Raw genomic sequence first — 16,391 nt, 5'->3', positions numbered from 1 at the left:
CGCGTGATCGGCGACTGGATCCAGTTCTATAACCACCAGCGGCCCCATCAGGCGCTGGAGATGAAGACGCCGGCTGAGGCATTCGCATTAGCGGCGTGACCTGTGCAGGATTTGGTGGGTCAATACAAAGAGCGCGTTGGTGTTGGAAGTCCTGCAAAGCAAGACGACAGTGGCGGAGGCGAGCCGCGCGTACGATCTGCCCATCCGTCTGAAGCTGTGCAAGGGCGCCGCCGTGGTCACGATAAACGTGGCTCAGGTCCTCGGCAGCCGCCTGTGGCGCCGTTCGACATGCGCGCCTCGCCCGGGTAGTACGAATCTTCGGAGAGGCGCACTCACATCACGCCTACCTCTTTGCCAATCGGCGTGGTACCCGGGCTATCGTTTCAATCTTCAGGCTGGACTTGCCGCTGGAGCGCGACCAGGAGGAGCATGCCGGCGGCCATGACCCAGGCCGCGACGATCAGCGCGCCTTGGTAGCTGCCGGTTGCGGTGGCGATATAGCCTGCCATGGCAGGAGCGACGATTTGTGCGACACCGTAGCTGAGGGTCAGCCGTGCCATGGCTTTGGCTGGGTTTGCAGGGAAGCAGCGGCCGATGATTGAAAGGGTCAGGCTGACAATGCCGACGAAGGTGCCGCCATAGAGTACGGCGCTGGCCAGGTTGGCGGTCGTGCCCTCACTCAGAGCTGGCAGCAAGATAGAGACAATCTGCAGGCCGTATGCGAGGAGCAGGGCGGGAATCTGTCCCAGATAGCTGGCGATGCGGTCCCAGAGGAAGCAGGACGGTGCTGCCGCCAGGCCGACGATGACCCATACCCAACCTCCCTTGCCAGCAAGAAGCGGCAGTTTTTCGACGATGGCGATGATGAAGGTGGCACTGATCACATAGCCAAATCCGGCGCAGAAATAGGCGGCGATGAACAGTTGCATCCAGCGCCGAGAAGGTGTGGCGGGCAAGGGCCTGGCAGCCTGGGTGGCGATGGCGGCGGGGGCTGGCAGCCAGAACCAGGCGGGAAGAAAGAACGCGACGCCGAGCAGGCCGAGACCGATCCACTGTCCATCCCAGGCGAGGTTTCCCACCATGGCGGCGACGGCCAGCCCTGACACGACGATACCCAGCCCTATACCGGCGAAATGCAGTCCGAGCTCGGGGCGGTGGCCGTGGCGGATCAGCCAGTTCAGGACCAACCCTGAAGCGATAAGCAGGCCCGCTGTGCTCGATAGCCCGGAGACAAAGCGCAGTGCGACCCACAGGTTCATATCCTGGGTCATGCCCATCGCTGCCGTGCTGACGACGGCGACAACCAGGCCAATCCGGTAAAGACGGAACTTGCGACCCAGATCGCTGATGGTGGCGGCAATCAGGGCGCCAGTGATGTAGCCCACGTAGTTGAAGGTTGCCAGCCAGCCGCCGGCCAGATCACTCAGGCCGGCTTCGCCTCGCATGATGGGTAGAAGCGGGGTGTAGGCAAAGCGTGCCAGCCCCACGGTGAGGATCAGGGCGCAGATGCCTGCAAAGATCACGCGGTAGCGATCGGCCGCACTGGGAGTGGAAAGGGCGTTGGAAGCCTGCATGCTGTTCTCTCTTTATCGGGTTTTATGTTCAGTATGCTAGGCCTTGGCGGATCGAACTGCTTTCGATAGCATGACTTTATGTGTTGATGAGCGGACAATTCAAACGATGCCACCCCTCAATTTCGACGCTGGCTGGACTTCGGTCGAAGTACCCGATATCGAAAGTCTGTCCCGGCCGGTACGGCTGCGCTCGCAGAGCTTGCCGGCGAGGCACATCTTTCCGATGCATTCCCATCGCTGGAATCAGTTTGTTTACGCTACGGCGGGCACGTTGGTGGTGACGGTCGAGGATTGCTGGTATGTCATTACGCCGGAGCAGGCGATCTGGGTGCCGACGGGGGTGCAGCACACCACAGGGGCCTTGCATGGCGCCGAGTTCCGCAATCTGTACGTGGCTGATCAGCCAGGTCTGGGCATGCCGCGTGTTTGTACCGTGCTCTCGGTGACTCCATTTCTGCGTGCCTTGATCGTCGAACTGGTGGACATTGACCGGAGGGGTGAGGAGGAGCGCTACATCACCCGGGTCAATCAGCTCATCCTGGATCAGTTACGCCGGCTCCCGGTCCAGGATCTCCGCCTGCCCTGGCCTCGCAGCCCCCAGTTGCGCAAGTTGTGCGAAGCGCTCTATGCCGCTCCGGCAGATCCACGCGGTGTGGACGAATGGGGGACCGAGTTGGGAGCGTCCGCCCGCACCCTGGCTCGGCGTTTCGAGCGTGAGTTGGGTATCAACCTGCGGGAGTGGCGTCATCGCCTGCGTCTGTTCCGTGCTCTGGAGTGGCTCGGTGTCGGGCGGAGTGTGACCGATATTGCGCTGGAGCTTGGCTATGCCTCGACTTCAGCCTTCACCTACATGTTCCGCCAGGAGATGGGGTGCAGCCCCACCGAATGGCGGGGTAAGTGATGGCTACACGGCTTTCCGCATGAGGGATAGCGGGCTGCATACCGCGGGGGTCTGTCTGTGTTGCGCATGCGGGTGTCCACGCCGGGATACCACGTCAGGGCGCCAGTTGTTTCGTCAGGCGGCCGGCCACGTGGCGGGCCATGCTCGCGGCGAGTTCCTGTTCGGCGACAAAAACCTGGCCCAGTTTCTCCTTGCGTAACAGCGTAGCGCCATCTTCGGTTTCCGATCGCAACACTGTCTCGATGCCTGGATTGAGCTTTCGGGCAATATCCACCATTTTGCGGCTGGACACCGGATCAGGGGTTGTCACCACCAGCATGGCAGCCTTGGTGATGTGCGCCTGAACGAGCACGATGGGGTCGGAAGCGTCTCCCGTCACAGCTGCTTTGCCGCGCTTGCGCAGGGTCTCGACCACTTCCCTGTTGCTGTCGGCCACGACGTAGTGGATATGTGCCCGATCCAGTGTGGTAGCGATATGCCGTCCGACCCGCCCGTAGCCGACGAGAACCACTTGGTCGGATAGCAGCTTGCGGTCGGTGGACATGGGCAGGGCGGCGAGGGGATCGTCACGCAGATCGAGCTTGCGTGCCCAGGCTGAACGGGCCCGGGCCCAGGATTGGGCCGGGCCGATGGCGGCAAAGAGCAGGGCATTCAGCGCAATCGAGATCAGTGCGCCGGCCAGGATAAGGTTCTGCCCTTCGAGGCTGAGTAGCCCCAGGCTCAGGCCGAGGCCAGCCAGAATGAAGGAGAACTCGCCGATCTGGGCCAGGCTGGCTCCTACCGTGAGGGCCGTGTTGAGGGGATAGCGGAAGGCCAGCACCAGGCCCACCGCGGCGACAGTCTTGCCTACAAGAATGATGGCAACCACTGCCAGCACTCGCAAGGGTTCGTCCATCAATACCCGGGGGTCGAAGAGCATCCCCACTGACACGAAGAACAGCACCGAGAAGGCATCCCGCAAGGGGAGAGAGTCTTCCGCCGCACGATGGCTGAACTCGGATTCGCGCATCATCATTCCGGCAAAGAAGGCGCCCAGGGCGAAGGACACATCGAAGAGCACCGCCGACGCGTAGGCCACCCCAACGGCGGCGGTGATCACGCACAAGGTGAATAGCTCCCGGGAGCCGCTGCGGGCTACCAGCCACAGTAGCCGCGGGAAGGCGCGTCTCCCCACCACCAGCATCAGGGCGATGAAGGCCGACACCTTGGCCAGGGTCAGACCGATGGTCAGGGTGAGGGCCCTGAAGTCGGCTCCGGGGGTCGCGTCGCTGCCACCGAGCAAGGGGGCAAGGGCGGGTAGTAGTACCAGCACCAGCACCATTGCCAGATCTTCCACCACCAGCCAGCCCACCGCGATGCGTCCGTTGGTGGAGTCGAGCAAGCCCTTGGCCTCCAGGGCCCGCAACAACACCACTGTGCTGGCTACCGACAGGGCCAGGCCGAATACCACGGCATCGCCGGGAGGCCAGCCCCACCACAAAGCCGTGGCAGCGCCCAGGATGGTGGCCACGGTAATCTGCACGATTGCGCCGGGCACCGCTATCTTGCGTACGGCAAGCAAGTCGCCCAGGGAGAAATGCAGGCCGACCCCAAACATCAGCAGCATGACACCGATTTCCGCGAGCTGGCCGGCCAGGGCCAGGTCTCCGACGAAGCCTGGTGTGCCCGGACCAATAGCGATACCGGCCACCAGATAGCCGACCAGCGGTGGCATGCGCAGGCGCGAGGCAATCAGGCCAAGGATCATGGCGAGGCCGAAGCCGGCGGCAATCAGGGCAATCAGGGAAACGTTATGGGGCATGTCGGAAACAAGGAGGTCAAAGGCGTCCGCCTGTTCGACATCAGGCGGCCCGGCCGGGTCTTCAAAAAATCGAGTTTCTGCCAGGGTGCTCAAAAAGCTCCCATGGCCAAGCCTGCCGCAAAGGCAGCACCGAGCTCCTCGCCCCGTAACAGATCGGTGACGGGGACATGTTTGGGTGCAAGGATCGCTTCGGGCGCCTGGGCCCGGGTGCAGATGATCAGGGGTGGAGCGATGAGGCGCAAACGCCAGCCCGTGGCGATCCGCGCTACCTGCCGGGCAGCATTGCTGCCGTCACTTCCGGCGCAGATCAGTGTTGCGTAAGGGCGGCCATTGATCCGGTCCAGGGCAGGATAGTAACAGCGGTCGAAGAAATCCTTCATCAGGCCGGCGATGGCAGCCAGGTTTTCCGGCGTCGCGAAGACATAGCCGTCCGCCGCCAGCACGTCGTCCGGGCCCGCATCGGAGGCTCTCAGAACACGCACGCAGACCCCGGCTTCGGTACCGGCGCCCCGGGCCACCGCCTCGATCATCTGATGCGTGGCGCCGGTCATGGAGTGGTACACGAGCAACAGGGTCTTGTGGGAAGGATCGGACATGGTCGGGGGGCTGGAGCGGGCGGAGCTGCCTGAGCGTGAGACTAGGCGGCACTGCCGGTGGCGGTCAATCGTGCCTTCCCCTGATAGGGCGATTGCCCGGCCCCGCGGCGGCGGCCTTTGCGCCACATCAAGGGCCGGCGCCGTGCGCCCGCTAAGATGAAGGCATTGTTGCGCTGCACAGCCCCGCGTCAGACGGGGCCGGTGGATGGGGGAGACACCTCACCTTCCTGCAGGGAGCTGCAATGAGTACCTACCTCAACCTCGACGGCAACGAAGCCGCCGCACGCATGGCCTACCTCGGTAGCGAGGTGATCGCCATCTACCCGATCACGCCCTCGTCCAACATGGGCGAATGGGCCGATGAATGGGCTGCCCAGGGCAAGCCCAACCTGTGGGGCGTCGTACCGCGAATCATCGAGATGCAGTCGGAAGGTGGCGCCGCTGGTGCCCTCCACGGGGCGCTCACCTCCGGCGCGCTGGGCACCAGCTTCACCGCCAGTCAGGGTCTGCTGCTGTTCGTGCCCAATCTATACAAGATGGCCGGCGAGCTGACGCCCTTCGTGCTTCACGTCGCCGCCCGCGCGCTGGCTACCCATGCCCTGTCGATTTTTGGCGATCACTCCGACGTGATGGCCTGCCGCGCCACCGGCTGTGCGCTGCTGGCCAGCAACTCGGTGCAGGAGGCCCAGGACATGGCCCTGGTCGCCCAGGCGGCCACCCTGGCCGGGCGGGTGCCGGTGATCCATTTTTTCGACGGTTTCCGCACCTCCCACGAGGTGGCCAAGATTGTTGCCGTGGAACCCGACACCGTGCGGGCCATGATCGACGACACGCTGGTCGCGGCCCACCGGGCCCGCGCCCTGTCGCCGGAGCATCCGGTGATCCGCGGCACGGCCCAGAACCCCGACGTGTTCTTCCAGGGCCGGGAACGCATCAACCCCTGCTACGACGCCTTCCCCGGTATTGTCCAGGCTGCCATGGACCGCTTTGGCGCGCTTACCGGCCGCCACTACCGGCTCTTCGATTACGTGGGCGCGCCGGATGCCGAGCGCCTCATCGTGGTGATGGGCTCTGCCGCCGAGACCGTGGAGGAAACCGTTGCCCACCTTACTTCCAGGGGGGAGAAGGTCGGCCTGCTCAAACTACGCTTGTTCCGCCCCCTGGCCGTTGATGCGCTTCTTGCCGCCATCCCGGCCAGCGTCACGCGCGTTGCCGTGCTCGATCGTTGCAAGGAGCCCGGCGCCGGCGGCGAGCCCCTCTACAAGGACGTGATGACCGCCTTCGCCGAGGCCGCCGCCGATGGCCGTCGCCCCATGCCCCGCATCATCGGGGGTCGTTACGGCCTGGCCAGCAAGGAGTTCACCCCCGGCATGGTCCGGGCCGTTTTTGACGAGCTGCAGTTGGCCCACCCTCGGCGGCAATTCACGGTGGGCATCGTTGATGACATGACCCACCTCTCCCTGGATTGGGACGCCGATTTCCGCACCGATGCGTCGCGGCGCCTGCAGCACGCCGTGTTCTGGGGGCTGGGGGCCGACGGTACCGTGTCGGCCAACAAGAACTCCATCAAAATCGTGGGCGAGGCCACCGCGCTACATGCCCAGGGCTATTTTGTTTACGACTCGAAGAAGTCCGGCGCGGTCACCGTATCGCACCTGCGCTTTGGCCCTGACCCGATCCGCTCCGCCTACCTGGTGGAGGAGGGCATGGCCGGCTTCGTCGCCTGCCACCAGACGGTGTTCGTGGAGCGCTACGACCTGCTGGCCTACGCTGCGCCGGGTGGCGTCTTCCTGCTCAACACCTCGGTGCCCAGGGAGGCGGTGTGGAGCAGCCTGCCAGCGTCCATGCGTGCCGGCATCCTGTCCCGGGGCCTGCGCCTTTGGGTCATCGACGCTTACGCCGTGGCCCAGCAGGCGGGTATGGGGCGGCGCATCAACACCATCATGCAGACCTGCTTCTTTGCCATCTCCGGCATCCTGCCCCGGGGTGAGGCCTTGGCTGCCATCAAGAAGGCCGTGGACAAGACCTATGGCAAGAAGAGCAAGCGCCTGGCCGACCTCAACCACAAGGCCATCGACCTGACCCTCGCGGGGCTGCACGAAGTGAGCTTTCCCGGTCTGCTGGATCAGGCCGACGCTGAATCCGACCGCTCTGCCGCAGTCGACCTGCCTGCCTTCGTGCGCGACTTCACCCTGCCCGTGTACCGGGGCGAGGGCAACCGCCTGCCGGTGTCGGCCATGCCCCTGGATGGCACCTTCCCCACCGGCACGGCTCGCCACGAGAAGCGCAACATCGCCCTGGAGATCCCGGTGTGGGAGGCCGATCTGTGCACCCAGTGCGGCAAGTGCGTGTTCGTCTGCCCCCATTCGGCCATCCGTGCCCGGGCCTTCCCGCAGGAAGCCGCGGCCGATGCACCGCCCACCTTCAAGCATGTGGCGGCCCGGAGCAAGGATTTTCCCGTGGGCACCCGCATCAGCTACCAGGTGGCACCGGAAGACTGCACTGGCTGCGGTGACTGTGTCGAGGCCTGCCCCATCCACGACAAATCCAACATCAGCCGGCTGGCCGTCAACATGGCCCCGCTGGCGCCCCTGCGCGATGCCGAGAAGGCCAACTTCGACTTCTTCCTGAACCTGCCCGAATACGACCGCAGCCAGCTCAAGCAGGGCACCCTGCCTGGTGCCATGCTGCTCGACCCCCTGTTCGAGTTCTCCGGTGCCTGCGCCGGCTGTGGCGAAACACCTTACATCCGGCTGGCCACCCAGCTCTTTGGCGACCGCATGCTGGTGGCCAATGCCACTGGCTGCTCGTCCATCTACGGCGCCAATCTGCCCAGCACCCCCTACACAGTAAATGGTGCCGGACGCGGACCGGCCTGGTCCAACTCGCTCTTCGAGGACAACGCCGAGTTCGGCCTGGGCATGCGCCTGGCAGCCGATCAATTGATGCTCTACGCGAAGAGCTTGTTGAAGGAGATGGCGTCCGGCATCGGCGGTGACCTGGCAGAAGCCCTGATTTCCGCCGACCAGCGTCCCGAGGCCGGCATCCGCGCCCAGCGCGAGCGGGTGGCCGAGCTGCACAGTCGTCTGGCCCACTGTGGCCATCCCCGGGCAGCCGAGTTGGCAAGCGTGGCCGAATGGCTGATCCGCCGCTCCGTGTGGATCATCGGCGGCGATGGCTGGGCCTACGACATCGGCTACGGCGGGCTCGACCACGTGCTGGCCCTCAGCCACGACGTGAACATTCTGGTGCTCGACACCGAGGTGTATTCCAACACCGGCGGGCAGACCTCCAAGGCCACCCCGGTGGGTGCTGTGGCGCGCTTCTCGGCCGGCGGCAAGGCCACTGCCAAGAAGGACCTGGCCCGCATCGCCTCGGACTATGGCCACGTTTATGTGGCCACCGTGGCCTATGGCGCCAAGGACGTGCATACCCTCAAGGTCTTTCACGAGGCCGAGGCCTATGCTGGCCCGTCCCTGATCGTGGCCTACAGCCCGTGCATCGCCCACGGCGTGGACATGCTTTACAACCAGCGTCAGCAGGACATGGCGGTCAAGTCGGGGCACTGGCCCCTGTTCCGCCACGACCCGCGCCTTGAAGCCACTGGAGCCAACCCCTTCAAGCTCGATTCGGCCGCCCCCAGCCAGCCCATGCAGGCCTTCATGGACAGCGAAACCCGCTTTGCCATGCTCGCCCGCAGCCACCCGGAAGTGGCCAGTCAGCTTGCCGCCGAGGCTCAGCGCGAAGCCGACCGGCGCTACCAGGCCTACGCCGACCTGGCCGCCCGGCCCGCCACCCCGAAACCGGAATAGGAGCCCGCCATGATCGACCTTTCCACCGATTACCTTGGCCTGCGCCTCAAGAACCCCCTGGTGCCCTCGGCCTCGCCGCTCTCGAAGTCCCTCGACACCTTGCTGCTGCTGGAGGACGCGGGTGCTGCCGCGGTGGTGCTGCACTCCTTGTATGAAGAGGAGCTCATCGCCGAGGACGCCATGACCGAGCGCTTCCTGCTTCACGGCGAACTCCATGACGCCGAGGCCACCGGCTTCCTGCCCGACCACGGCAACTTCCAGGGGGCACTGGAGCGTTACCTGGAGCACCTGCGCCTGGCAAAGTCGCGCCTGGGCATCCCCGTGATTGCCAGCCTAAACGGGGTCACGCCCTCCGGTTGGATAGATCTGGGCAAGGAGCTGCAGAGCGCCGGCGCCGACGCCCTTGAGCTCAACGTCTACCACGTGGCGGCCGACCCCCTGGAGAGCGGCGATGCGGTGGAGGCCCGCTACGTGGCCATGCTCACCGAACTGCGCCAGGTGGTGGATATTCCGGTGGTGATGAAGCTGTCGCCCTTCTTTTCGTCGCTGCCCCATTTCGTCCAGCGCCTGGAAAAGGCCGGCGCCGCTGGCGTAGCCCTGTTCAACCGCTTCTTCCAGCCCGACATCGACCTGCAGACCCGGGAGATGGTCGAACAGCTGCACCTGTCGAGCCGGGAGGAGGCGCTTCTGCGCATCCGCTGGATCGCCATCCTGCGCGGCCATACCTCCATCACCCTGGCGGCCACCGGTGGTGTGTATGGGCATGAAGAAGCCATGAAGTTGCTCCTCGCCGGGGCCGACGTGGTGCATCTTGCGTCCTGCCTGCTGGCCCACGGCCCGGCGCATCTCGGGCACATCCTGCGGGGCATGGTGGCGTGGATGGAGGAGGGAGAGTACGCCTCCGTGGCCCAGCTCAAGGCCAGCATGAGCCTGGGCCACCTGCGCGACCCGAGCGCCCTGGTGCGCCAGTCGTATATCCGGGTGCTGGACAGCTTCACCCCCAGAGCAGGGGTGTGGCGTTAGGGCCTACAGCCGGGCAGACGCCCGGTTGCGGGCCTCCTGTAGGGCCTTGTGGTCGGTCTGGTGGAATGCCTTCTTCCGGTCCACTACCGAAGCAGGCGGCGGCGTGACGGGTATTGCCTGGCTTACCGCACCGGGTTCGGCCAGCCCCGCCGGGCCGCCATCCCAGAACACATGCCCGGCTTCTCCCTGGCAGTCCACCTCGCCAAAGGCGATACAGCGGGTATACGCCTGCTTGATGGCGTCCTGCCGGTCGTCGGAGAAGGCGTAGCCAAAACGCGGGTCGTTCTCGGCGCGGGCCAGCACGATGGCGATGAAGCCAGGGCCGTCATAGTGGGCCACCATCTCGCAGCTGCCCTTGGCCTTGTTGTGCTGCAGGGTGCTTCGGCAGGTGCTCATGGCGGTGGCCACGGCATCGCCGGGCTTGCTTGCGCCGTATGACCACGCCAGATTCACCCGTCCGCCGTCGTCGCGGATGGCCACGATGGCGCTGGCGGCCTGGCTGTCGGGGAGCGGTGCCAGGGCCAGCACGCCGATGGACAGCCCAATGCCCCTGGCAAGGCGGGCGCTTACGGCCCGCCAGGAGAAAGACGGGAAACGAGGCTTCAAGATGGAGTCCTTTGTAATCAGTGATCAACCAATTGCAAAGGCAGACGCAGACATGCGCAGGCGCTGACCGGGCTGGAGATCCAGCATTGCGGGCAACCCGGCTATCCCGTGTGTGCGGGACCCGTGGCTTTGCGTCCTGCAGTTGCCTGCAGTTTGCCTTTATGGGCACAGCCTAGCACCCGGGTTTCAAATGTGAACCGGAGTGAAACCCGGGGCGTGACATGCTCCACGTGCCACCGCCACAAAGGGGCCGACCTTGATTGGCGAGGCCTGCGGCGGGTACCGACAAAGCCGACAAAGGCGCTGTCGCAAAGCCGCCAGAGCAGGCCTGCCCGGTAGCCTGCATTTCATCTCAGGAGACTGAAAGAAAAAGGGTTTTCCGGATCGAAGCGGTGCTGGCGCGGAATCTGCTTAGGAAGGGCATTCCCCCCCTTTTTCTGGAGATTCCGATGGATGCCCGAGTGTCGGCGAAGATCCAGTCCGTGTTCGAGGAACCGGCCTGCGAACACAACCAGAACAAGGACGAAAAGGCCCGCAAGAAGGGCTGCACCAAGCAGCTCTCGCCCGGCGCCGCCGCGGGCGGTTGCGCCTTTGACGGCGCCAAGATCGCACTGCAGCCTATCGCCGACGTGGCCCACCTGGTGCACGGCCCGATCGCCTGCGAAGGCAACTCCTGGGACAACCGCAATTCCTCCACCAGCGGCCCCCAGCTCTACCGCACCGGTTTCACCACCGACATCGGCGAGTTGGACGTGATCTACGGGGGCGAGAAGCGCCTCTTCAAGTCGATCCGCGAAATCATCGAGAAGTACGACCCGCCGGCGGTCTTTGTGTACCAGACCTGCGTCACCGCCCTGATCGGCGACGACATCGAGGCAGTGTGCAAGCGCGCCGCCGAGAAGTTTGGCAAGCCGGTGGTGCCGGTGAACGCCCCCGGCTTTGTCGGGCCGAAGAACCTGGGCAACAAGCTTGGCGCCGAGGCGCTGCTTGATTACGTGATCGGCACCGAAGAGCCCGAGGTGATGACGCCCTACGACATCAACATCATCGGCGAGTACAACCTGGCCGGCGAGCTGTGGCAGGTTCGGCCGCTGCTCGACGCCCTGGGCATCCGCATCCTGTCGTGCATCTCGGGTGATGGCCGCTACCACGAGGTGGCCCAGAGCCACCGGGCCAAGGCGGCGATGATGGTGTGCTCCAAGTCGATGATCAACGTGGCCCGCAAGATGGAGGACCGCTACGGCATCCCCTTCTTCGAAGGCTCCTTCTACGGCATCGAGGACATGAGCGACACCCTGCGCCAGCTGGCCCGCCTGCTGGTGCAGCGGGGTGCCCCGGCGGATCTGCTGGAGCGCACCGAGGCCCTGATCGCGGTGGAAGAAAAGCGCGCCTGGGACCGCATCGCCGCCTTCCGCCCGCGCCTGGAGGGCAAGAAGGTGTTGCTCATCACCGGCGGCGTGAAGAGCTGGTCGGTGGTGGCGGCCCTTCAGGAGGCCGGCCTGGAAGTGGTGGGCACCAGCGTCAAGAAGTCCACCAAGGAAGACAAGGAAAAGATCAAGGAGATCATGGGCGAGGACGCCCACATGATCGACGACATGACCCCCCGGGAGATGTTCAAGATGCTGCGCGACGCCCGCGCCGACATCATGCTCTCGGGCGGGCGCAGCCAGTTTGTGGCCCTCAAGGCCAAGATGCCGTGGCTCGACATCAACCAGGAACGCCACTACGCCTACGCCGGTTACGAAGGCATGGTCGACCTGGTGCGGGAGATCTCCAAGACCCTGTTCAACCCGGTGTGGGAGCAGGTGCGGATGCCCGCCCCGTGGGAAACGCCGGCCGTCGAGGAGGTGTGCTGAGATGGCCATCGTCCACGACAGCAAGAAGGCTTGCGCGGTCAATCCGCTGAAGATGAGCCAGCCCCTGGGGGCCTGCTATGCCTTCCTGGGTCTCGCCAACACCATGCCGATGATGCACGGCTCCCAGGGCTGCACGTCCTTCGGCCTGGTGCTGCTGGTGCGCCACTTCAAGGAAGCCATCCCGATGCAGACCACCGCCATGAACGAGGTCAGCACCATCCTCGGCGGCATGGACAACATCGAGCAGGCCGTGCTCAACATCAAGAAGCGCGCCAACCCGGCCCTCATCGCCATCGCCTCCACCGGCCTCACCGAGACCAAGGGCGACGACGTGGATGGCTACCTGCGCCTGATCCGCGCCAAGCATGCCGAAACCCTGGACGGCACCGAGATCGTCTATGTGTCCACGCCCGATTACGTGGGGGCCTTTCAGGACGGCTGGGCGGCGGCCATCAAGGCGCTGGTTGCCGCCTTTGTGACGCCGGCCGAAACCCCTGTGGCCGGCCGCATCGGCGTGCTGCCCGGCGCCTACCTGACGCCGGCCGACCTGGAGGAAGTGCGCGAACTCATCGAAGCTTTCGGGCTGGATGCGGTGCTGGTGCCGGACGTGTCCGGCTCCCTCGACGGCCACATTCCCGAAGATTTCACCCCCACCACCCTGGGCGGGGCGACCCTGGACGACATCCGCGGCCTGGGCGCCTGCGAGCACGTGATCGCCATTGGTGAGCAGATGCGCGGCACCACTGACGCCCTGGAAGCGCTGGGGGTGCCTTGCACCCTGTTTGATCGGCTCACCGGCCTTGCCGCCACCGACGCCCTGGTGGCCCTGCTCATGCGCCTGTCGGGCAAGCCCGCCCCCGCCCGGTTGAAGCGCCAGCGCGGCCAGCTTCAGGACGCCATGCTGGATGGTCACTTCCACCTCGGTGGCAAGCGCGTCGCCATCGGTGCCGAACCCGATCTGCTGTTTGCCCTGTCGTCGCTGATCGCCGAGATGGGCGGTGAAGTGGTGGCTGCCGTCACCACTACCCACTCGCCCCTGCTGGCCCGGGTGCCCACGGCGGAAGTGCTGGTGGGCGACCTGGAAGACCTGGAAACGCGGGCGGTGGGCTGCGATCTGCTCATCACCCACGCCCACGGTCGCCAGGCCGCCACGCGCCTGGGCATCCCCCTGTTCCGTGCCGGTATCCCCCAGTTCGACCGCATCGGCACGGCCCATCAGCTGAGCGTCGGCTACCGGGGCACCCGCGATCTGATCTTCCAGCTTGCCAACATCTTCCTGGCCCACATGCATGCCCATGGCCCCGAAGACTGGCCACTGCCCGCCGAGGCCGTGGCCGTGGCCCAGGGCCAGCCCGTTTCTGGCTGCGCTTGTGCCAGCAGCAGCTGCAGCGTTTCCGACGAAGTCGTCATCCCGATCATTCCCGCCTGAGGAGCCCGTCATGAAAATCGCATTCGCCACCCAGGACAAAGAGCGCGTTGATGCGCACTTCGGCTGGGCCAAGTACATCGCCATCTACGAGATCAACGCCGAGGGCTACCGCTACCTGGAAACCCACGACTTCGGCGGCGAGTTGGCCGAAGACGGCAACGAGGACAAGCTGGCGCCCAAGCTGGAGGTCATCATGGATTGCGCCATCGTCTATGTGGCGGCCATCGGCGGATCGGCCGCGGCCAGGGTGGTCGCCTGCAAGATCCACCCGGTGAAGGTGGCCGGGCCGGAACCCATCCTCGACATCCTCGACAAGCTGCAGGACGTGCTCAAGGGCACCCCGCCGCCGTGGTTGCGCAAGGCCCTCGCCAAGGGCGAGGAACGGACTTATGACTTTGAAGAAGAGGCCTGAAAAATGACTGATGTAGCTGAAGCCCCCACCGACGTGATGCAGGACCCGTTCATCCGCGAACTGGTCAAGCAATGGCGCGCCCAGGACACCCACGGCGCCTGGGAAGGCAAGACCGACGCCATGCTCCTCGACCCCTATGTGCTGGACGCCGAGAAGCGCAAGGATCTGCCCATGATGGCCGACCCCGACCCGGAAACCCTGTGGCGCATGGAGCTGTACTACAACGCCATCGCCCTCTCCATCGAGCGCGAGACCAAGGTGATGGTCAGCCCCATGCTCAAGATGCACCACGAAGGCTTTGGCCGCCAGGTGCTCATCGCCGGGCGCCTGATCGTCTTCAACAAGCAGGTGCGCGATGCCCACCGCTTCGGCTTCAACAGCCTCGAAAAGCTCTCGGCCGCCGGCACCAAGGCCGTCACCGAAGCCGTGGAGATGATCCGCAAGTTCCCCGACGTGGCCAACTATTCGTGACCGGAGCCCGACCATGGAAGACATCGACGCCCTCAAGGCCCGCGCCAAGAAACTCAACGCCCAGGCCACCCAGGCCAAGATGGACCTGCACGACCTGTCCGAAGAGCTGCCCACCAACTGGGAGCAGATCCTGGAAGTCGCCCAGCGCGCCTACGACGCCCACAAGAACCTGATGGCCGCCCGCAAGGACCTGGCCGCCGCGAGCGCCTGAACGGCGCCGCCCTTACCCCCAGGAGAGCAGACATGGCTGATTTTTCCGTCACCCTGCCGAGCGGCGAGATCTGGGTTCCCCAGTTCGTCGCCGACCTCAACCAGGAAAAGTGCATTGGCTGCGCCCGCTGCGTGCGGGTGTGCGCCCGGGACGTGCTCGAACTTGTCGGCGTCAATGAAGACGGCGACGTGATCCATATCGACCCGGACGGGGACGACGACGAAGAGTACGAAAAGAAGGTCATGACCATCGCCCACAAGGAAAACTGTGTGGGCTGCCAGGCCTGTTCCAAGGTCTGCCCCAAGAAGTGCTACACCCACGAGGCGGTCCAGGTCTGATTCCCTACGGGATACGTCCCATCGACGAGGAGCGCGCCATGAACGATATCTCCCGCAGCTATCTTGCCGCCCGCGCCGCCCTGCCACCGACGCGGCTGGTGCCGGCCTGGCTGGCCCTGGCCCTGGACGTCGAGTTCGGCGAACAGGCCAGCGCCATCGCCGCCCTATGGACCGCCCGCCACCCGGCGGTAGTCCGTGAGGACGGCTCCACCGGCATCGACGATCGCCATGAAGAGTACGGCGACCTGCTCGAACTGCTCCTTGAGGGCGCCGCCACCAGCAGCGCCCACACCGTCGCCATCGCCCGCTGGATCGCCCTGTCGTGCTTTGGCGCGGATCACCTGTGGGAAGACCTCGGCCTCCCCGAACGCCCGGCCCTCGGCGCCCTCATCGCCCGCCACTTTCCGGCCCTGCACGCCAAAAACGTGCATAACCTGCGCTGGAAGAAGTTCTTCTACAAACAGCTCTGCGACCGCGCCCAGGTCAGAGCCTGCCGGGCACCGAGCTGTGCCGAATGTTCGGAGTATGCGAGCTGCTTTGAAGGGGCCGCCTGAGCCGCACCAATGCCCTCTTTCCTGATCTCCATGCACTATCGGGATATCGCGCCTATTTGCGCCAGCCGTTGGCAAGGCTGTGATTGTGCAGCGCACTTGCCGCTAGATTGCCGTGCAGCAAGCCTTGCCCTCCGGGGTGAGGCGTGCAATCACGCTCAATCTCGATACACGCAAAGGAGGACGCAATGGTTGGAATGCTCGAAAACAAGGTGGGGGTCATCACGGGAGCAGGGCAGGGCATCGGACGCGAATCGGCCCTGGTAATGGCGCGGGAAGGGGCCCGCCTGATTGTCAGCGACATCAATCTGGATGGGGTCGAGGAGACCGCTCATCTCATCAGCCTGGCGGGGGGCACGGCGCTGCCGCTGAAGGTGGACGTGGCGCGGGGCGAGGACCTCCAGGCGATGATCGAGCTCGCCGTGGGCCACTTCGGCCGACTTGATTGTGCCTTCAACAATGCCGGCATCTCCGGTGAGGGGGCGCTGCTGGCTGATTTCTCCGAAGACGGGTTCGACCTGCTGATGGCGGTGAACCTGAAGGCGGTGTGGCGTGCCATGAAGCTGCAGATCCGCCAGATGCTCAAGCAGGGCGGTGGGGGCGCCATCGTCAACACCTCGTCGGTGGGAGGGCTGGTGGGCAAAGAGCATCTGTCGGTCTACTGTGCCACCAAGCATGCCGTCCTCGGGCTCACCAAATCGGCAGCTCTCGAATATGGCGCCAAGGGCGTGCGGGTCAATGCGGTGTGTCCGGGGGTGGTCCGCACTCCCATGGTGGAGGCCGTCATCAGCGGCACGGGTACCTCACTCG

Annotated in this window: 16 protein-coding genes and 1 riboswitch; of the genes, 12 read left to right on the top strand and 4 right to left on the bottom strand. The window is 65.1% G+C overall.

What is annotated here, in order from left to right; all coding sequences use genetic code 11:
• Positions 1 to 3: 3 nt before the first annotated feature.
• Positions 4 to 99, top strand: coding sequence for an integrase core domain-containing protein (locus PHI64_RS23675; protein WP_366945246.1), 96 nt, complete (start codon positions 4 to 6; stop codon positions 97 to 99).
• Positions 100 to 383: 284 nt separating this feature from the next.
• On the opposite strand, the gene PHI64_RS21695 is transcribed toward PHI64_RS23675, so the two are convergent.
• Positions 384 to 1,574, bottom strand: coding sequence for a YbfB/YjiJ family MFS transporter (locus PHI64_RS21695; RefSeq protein WP_299887861.1), 1,191 nt, complete (start codon positions 1,572 to 1,574; stop codon positions 384 to 386).
• A 106-nt stretch (positions 1,575 to 1,680) separates the two neighbouring features.
• Here PHI64_RS21695 and PHI64_RS21690 point away from each other — a divergent pair, with 106 nt between their 5' ends.
• Positions 1,681 to 2,475, top strand: a complete 795-nt coding sequence (locus tag PHI64_RS21690; RefSeq protein ID WP_299887860.1) for a helix-turn-helix transcriptional regulator — start codon at positions 1,681 to 1,683, stop codon at positions 2,473 to 2,475.
• Between the two features lie 94 nt (positions 2,476 to 2,569).
• On the opposite strand, the gene PHI64_RS21685 is transcribed toward PHI64_RS21690, so the two are convergent.
• Together PHI64_RS21685 and PHI64_RS21680 are read right to left on the bottom strand one after the other, a co-directional pair.
• Positions 2,570 to 4,276 carry a cation:proton antiporter gene (locus tag PHI64_RS21685; RefSeq protein ID WP_299887859.1) on the bottom strand — a complete coding sequence of 569 codons (1,707 nt, stop codon included), beginning with the start codon at positions 4,274 to 4,276 and terminating at the stop codon, positions 2,570 to 2,572.
• An 89-nt stretch (positions 4,277 to 4,365) separates the two neighbouring features.
• Positions 4,366 to 4,872: an NAD(P)H-dependent oxidoreductase gene (locus tag PHI64_RS21680; RefSeq protein ID WP_299887856.1), complete on the bottom strand. Its 507-nt coding sequence runs from the start codon at positions 4,870 to 4,872 to the stop codon at positions 4,366 to 4,368.
• A 242-nt stretch (positions 4,873 to 5,114) separates the two neighbouring features.
• On the opposite strand from PHI64_RS21680, the gene nifJ reads away from it, so the two are divergent.
• Positions 5,115 to 8,684 (top strand): pyruvate:ferredoxin (flavodoxin) oxidoreductase, encoded by a 3,570-nt coding sequence (gene nifJ / locus PHI64_RS21675; protein ID WP_299887853.1) that lies wholly within the window; start codon positions 5,115 to 5,117, stop codon positions 8,682 to 8,684.
• 9 nt (positions 8,685 to 8,693) lie between these two features.
• Entirely contained in the window at positions 8,694 to 9,707 is a 1,014-nt protein-coding gene (locus tag PHI64_RS21670) for a dihydroorotate dehydrogenase-like protein (protein ID WP_299887850.1), read from the top strand.
• Positions 9,708 to 9,710: 3 nt separating this feature from the next.
• Here the strand turns inward: PHI64_RS21670 and PHI64_RS21665 are convergent, their stop codons facing one another.
• The gene (locus tag PHI64_RS21665; RefSeq protein WP_299887847.1) at positions 9,711 to 10,313 is read right to left on the bottom strand and encodes a DUF4189 domain-containing protein; all 603 of its coding nucleotides are present in this window, start codon (positions 10,311 to 10,313) and stop codon (positions 9,711 to 9,713) included.
• 88 nt (positions 10,314 to 10,401) lie between these two features.
• Positions 10,402 to 10,481: riboswitch (cyclic di-GMP riboswitch) on the bottom strand.
• 281 nt (positions 10,482 to 10,762) lie between these two features.
• Here PHI64_RS21665 and nifE point away from each other — a divergent pair.
• The 8 genes from nifE to PHI64_RS21625 form a co-directional block, all read left to right on the top strand.
• Positions 10,763 to 12,169, top strand: a complete 1,407-nt coding sequence (gene nifE, locus PHI64_RS21660) for a nitrogenase iron-molybdenum cofactor biosynthesis protein NifE (protein ID WP_299887844.1) — start codon at positions 10,763 to 10,765, stop codon at positions 12,167 to 12,169.
• Position 12,170: 1 nt separating this feature from the next.
• Positions 12,171 to 13,598 (top strand): nitrogenase iron-molybdenum cofactor biosynthesis protein NifN, encoded by a 1,428-nt coding sequence (nifN, locus tag PHI64_RS21655; protein WP_299887841.1) that lies wholly within the window; start codon positions 12,171 to 12,173, stop codon positions 13,596 to 13,598.
• Between the two features lie 10 nt (positions 13,599 to 13,608).
• Positions 13,609 to 14,010: a nitrogen fixation protein NifX gene (nifX, locus tag PHI64_RS21650; RefSeq protein WP_169147524.1), complete on the top strand. Its 402-nt coding sequence runs from the start codon at positions 13,609 to 13,611 to the stop codon at positions 14,008 to 14,010.
• 3 nt (positions 14,011 to 14,013) lie between these two features.
• Positions 14,014 to 14,481 (top strand): NifX-associated nitrogen fixation protein, encoded by a 468-nt coding sequence (locus PHI64_RS21645; protein ID WP_299887835.1) that lies wholly within the window; start codon positions 14,014 to 14,016, stop codon positions 14,479 to 14,481.
• Positions 14,482 to 14,494: 13 nt separating this feature from the next.
• On the top strand, positions 14,495 to 14,692 hold the full coding sequence (locus PHI64_RS21640) for a CCE_0567 family metalloprotein (RefSeq protein WP_299887832.1): 198 nt from the start codon (positions 14,495 to 14,497) through the stop codon (positions 14,690 to 14,692).
• 32 nt (positions 14,693 to 14,724) lie between these two features.
• Positions 14,725 to 15,030, top strand: coding sequence for a ferredoxin III, nif-specific (gene fdxB / locus PHI64_RS21635; RefSeq protein ID WP_299887829.1), 306 nt, complete (start codon positions 14,725 to 14,727; stop codon positions 15,028 to 15,030).
• Positions 15,031 to 15,068: 38 nt separating this feature from the next.
• The gene (locus tag PHI64_RS21630; protein ID WP_299887827.1) at positions 15,069 to 15,584 is read left to right on the top strand and encodes a nitrogen fixation protein NifQ; all 516 of its coding nucleotides are present in this window, start codon (positions 15,069 to 15,071) and stop codon (positions 15,582 to 15,584) included.
• A 194-nt stretch (positions 15,585 to 15,778) separates the two neighbouring features.
• The coding region (locus tag PHI64_RS21625; protein WP_299887824.1) for an SDR family NAD(P)-dependent oxidoreductase at positions 15,779 to 16,391 on the top strand (613 nt) is incomplete at its 3' end.

The organism is Zoogloea sp., assembly GCF_028689785.1.
Lineage (GTDB): Bacteria > Pseudomonadota > Gammaproteobacteria > Burkholderiales > Rhodocyclaceae > Zoogloea.
This window is presented reverse-complemented; position numbering and strand designations above follow the sequence as displayed.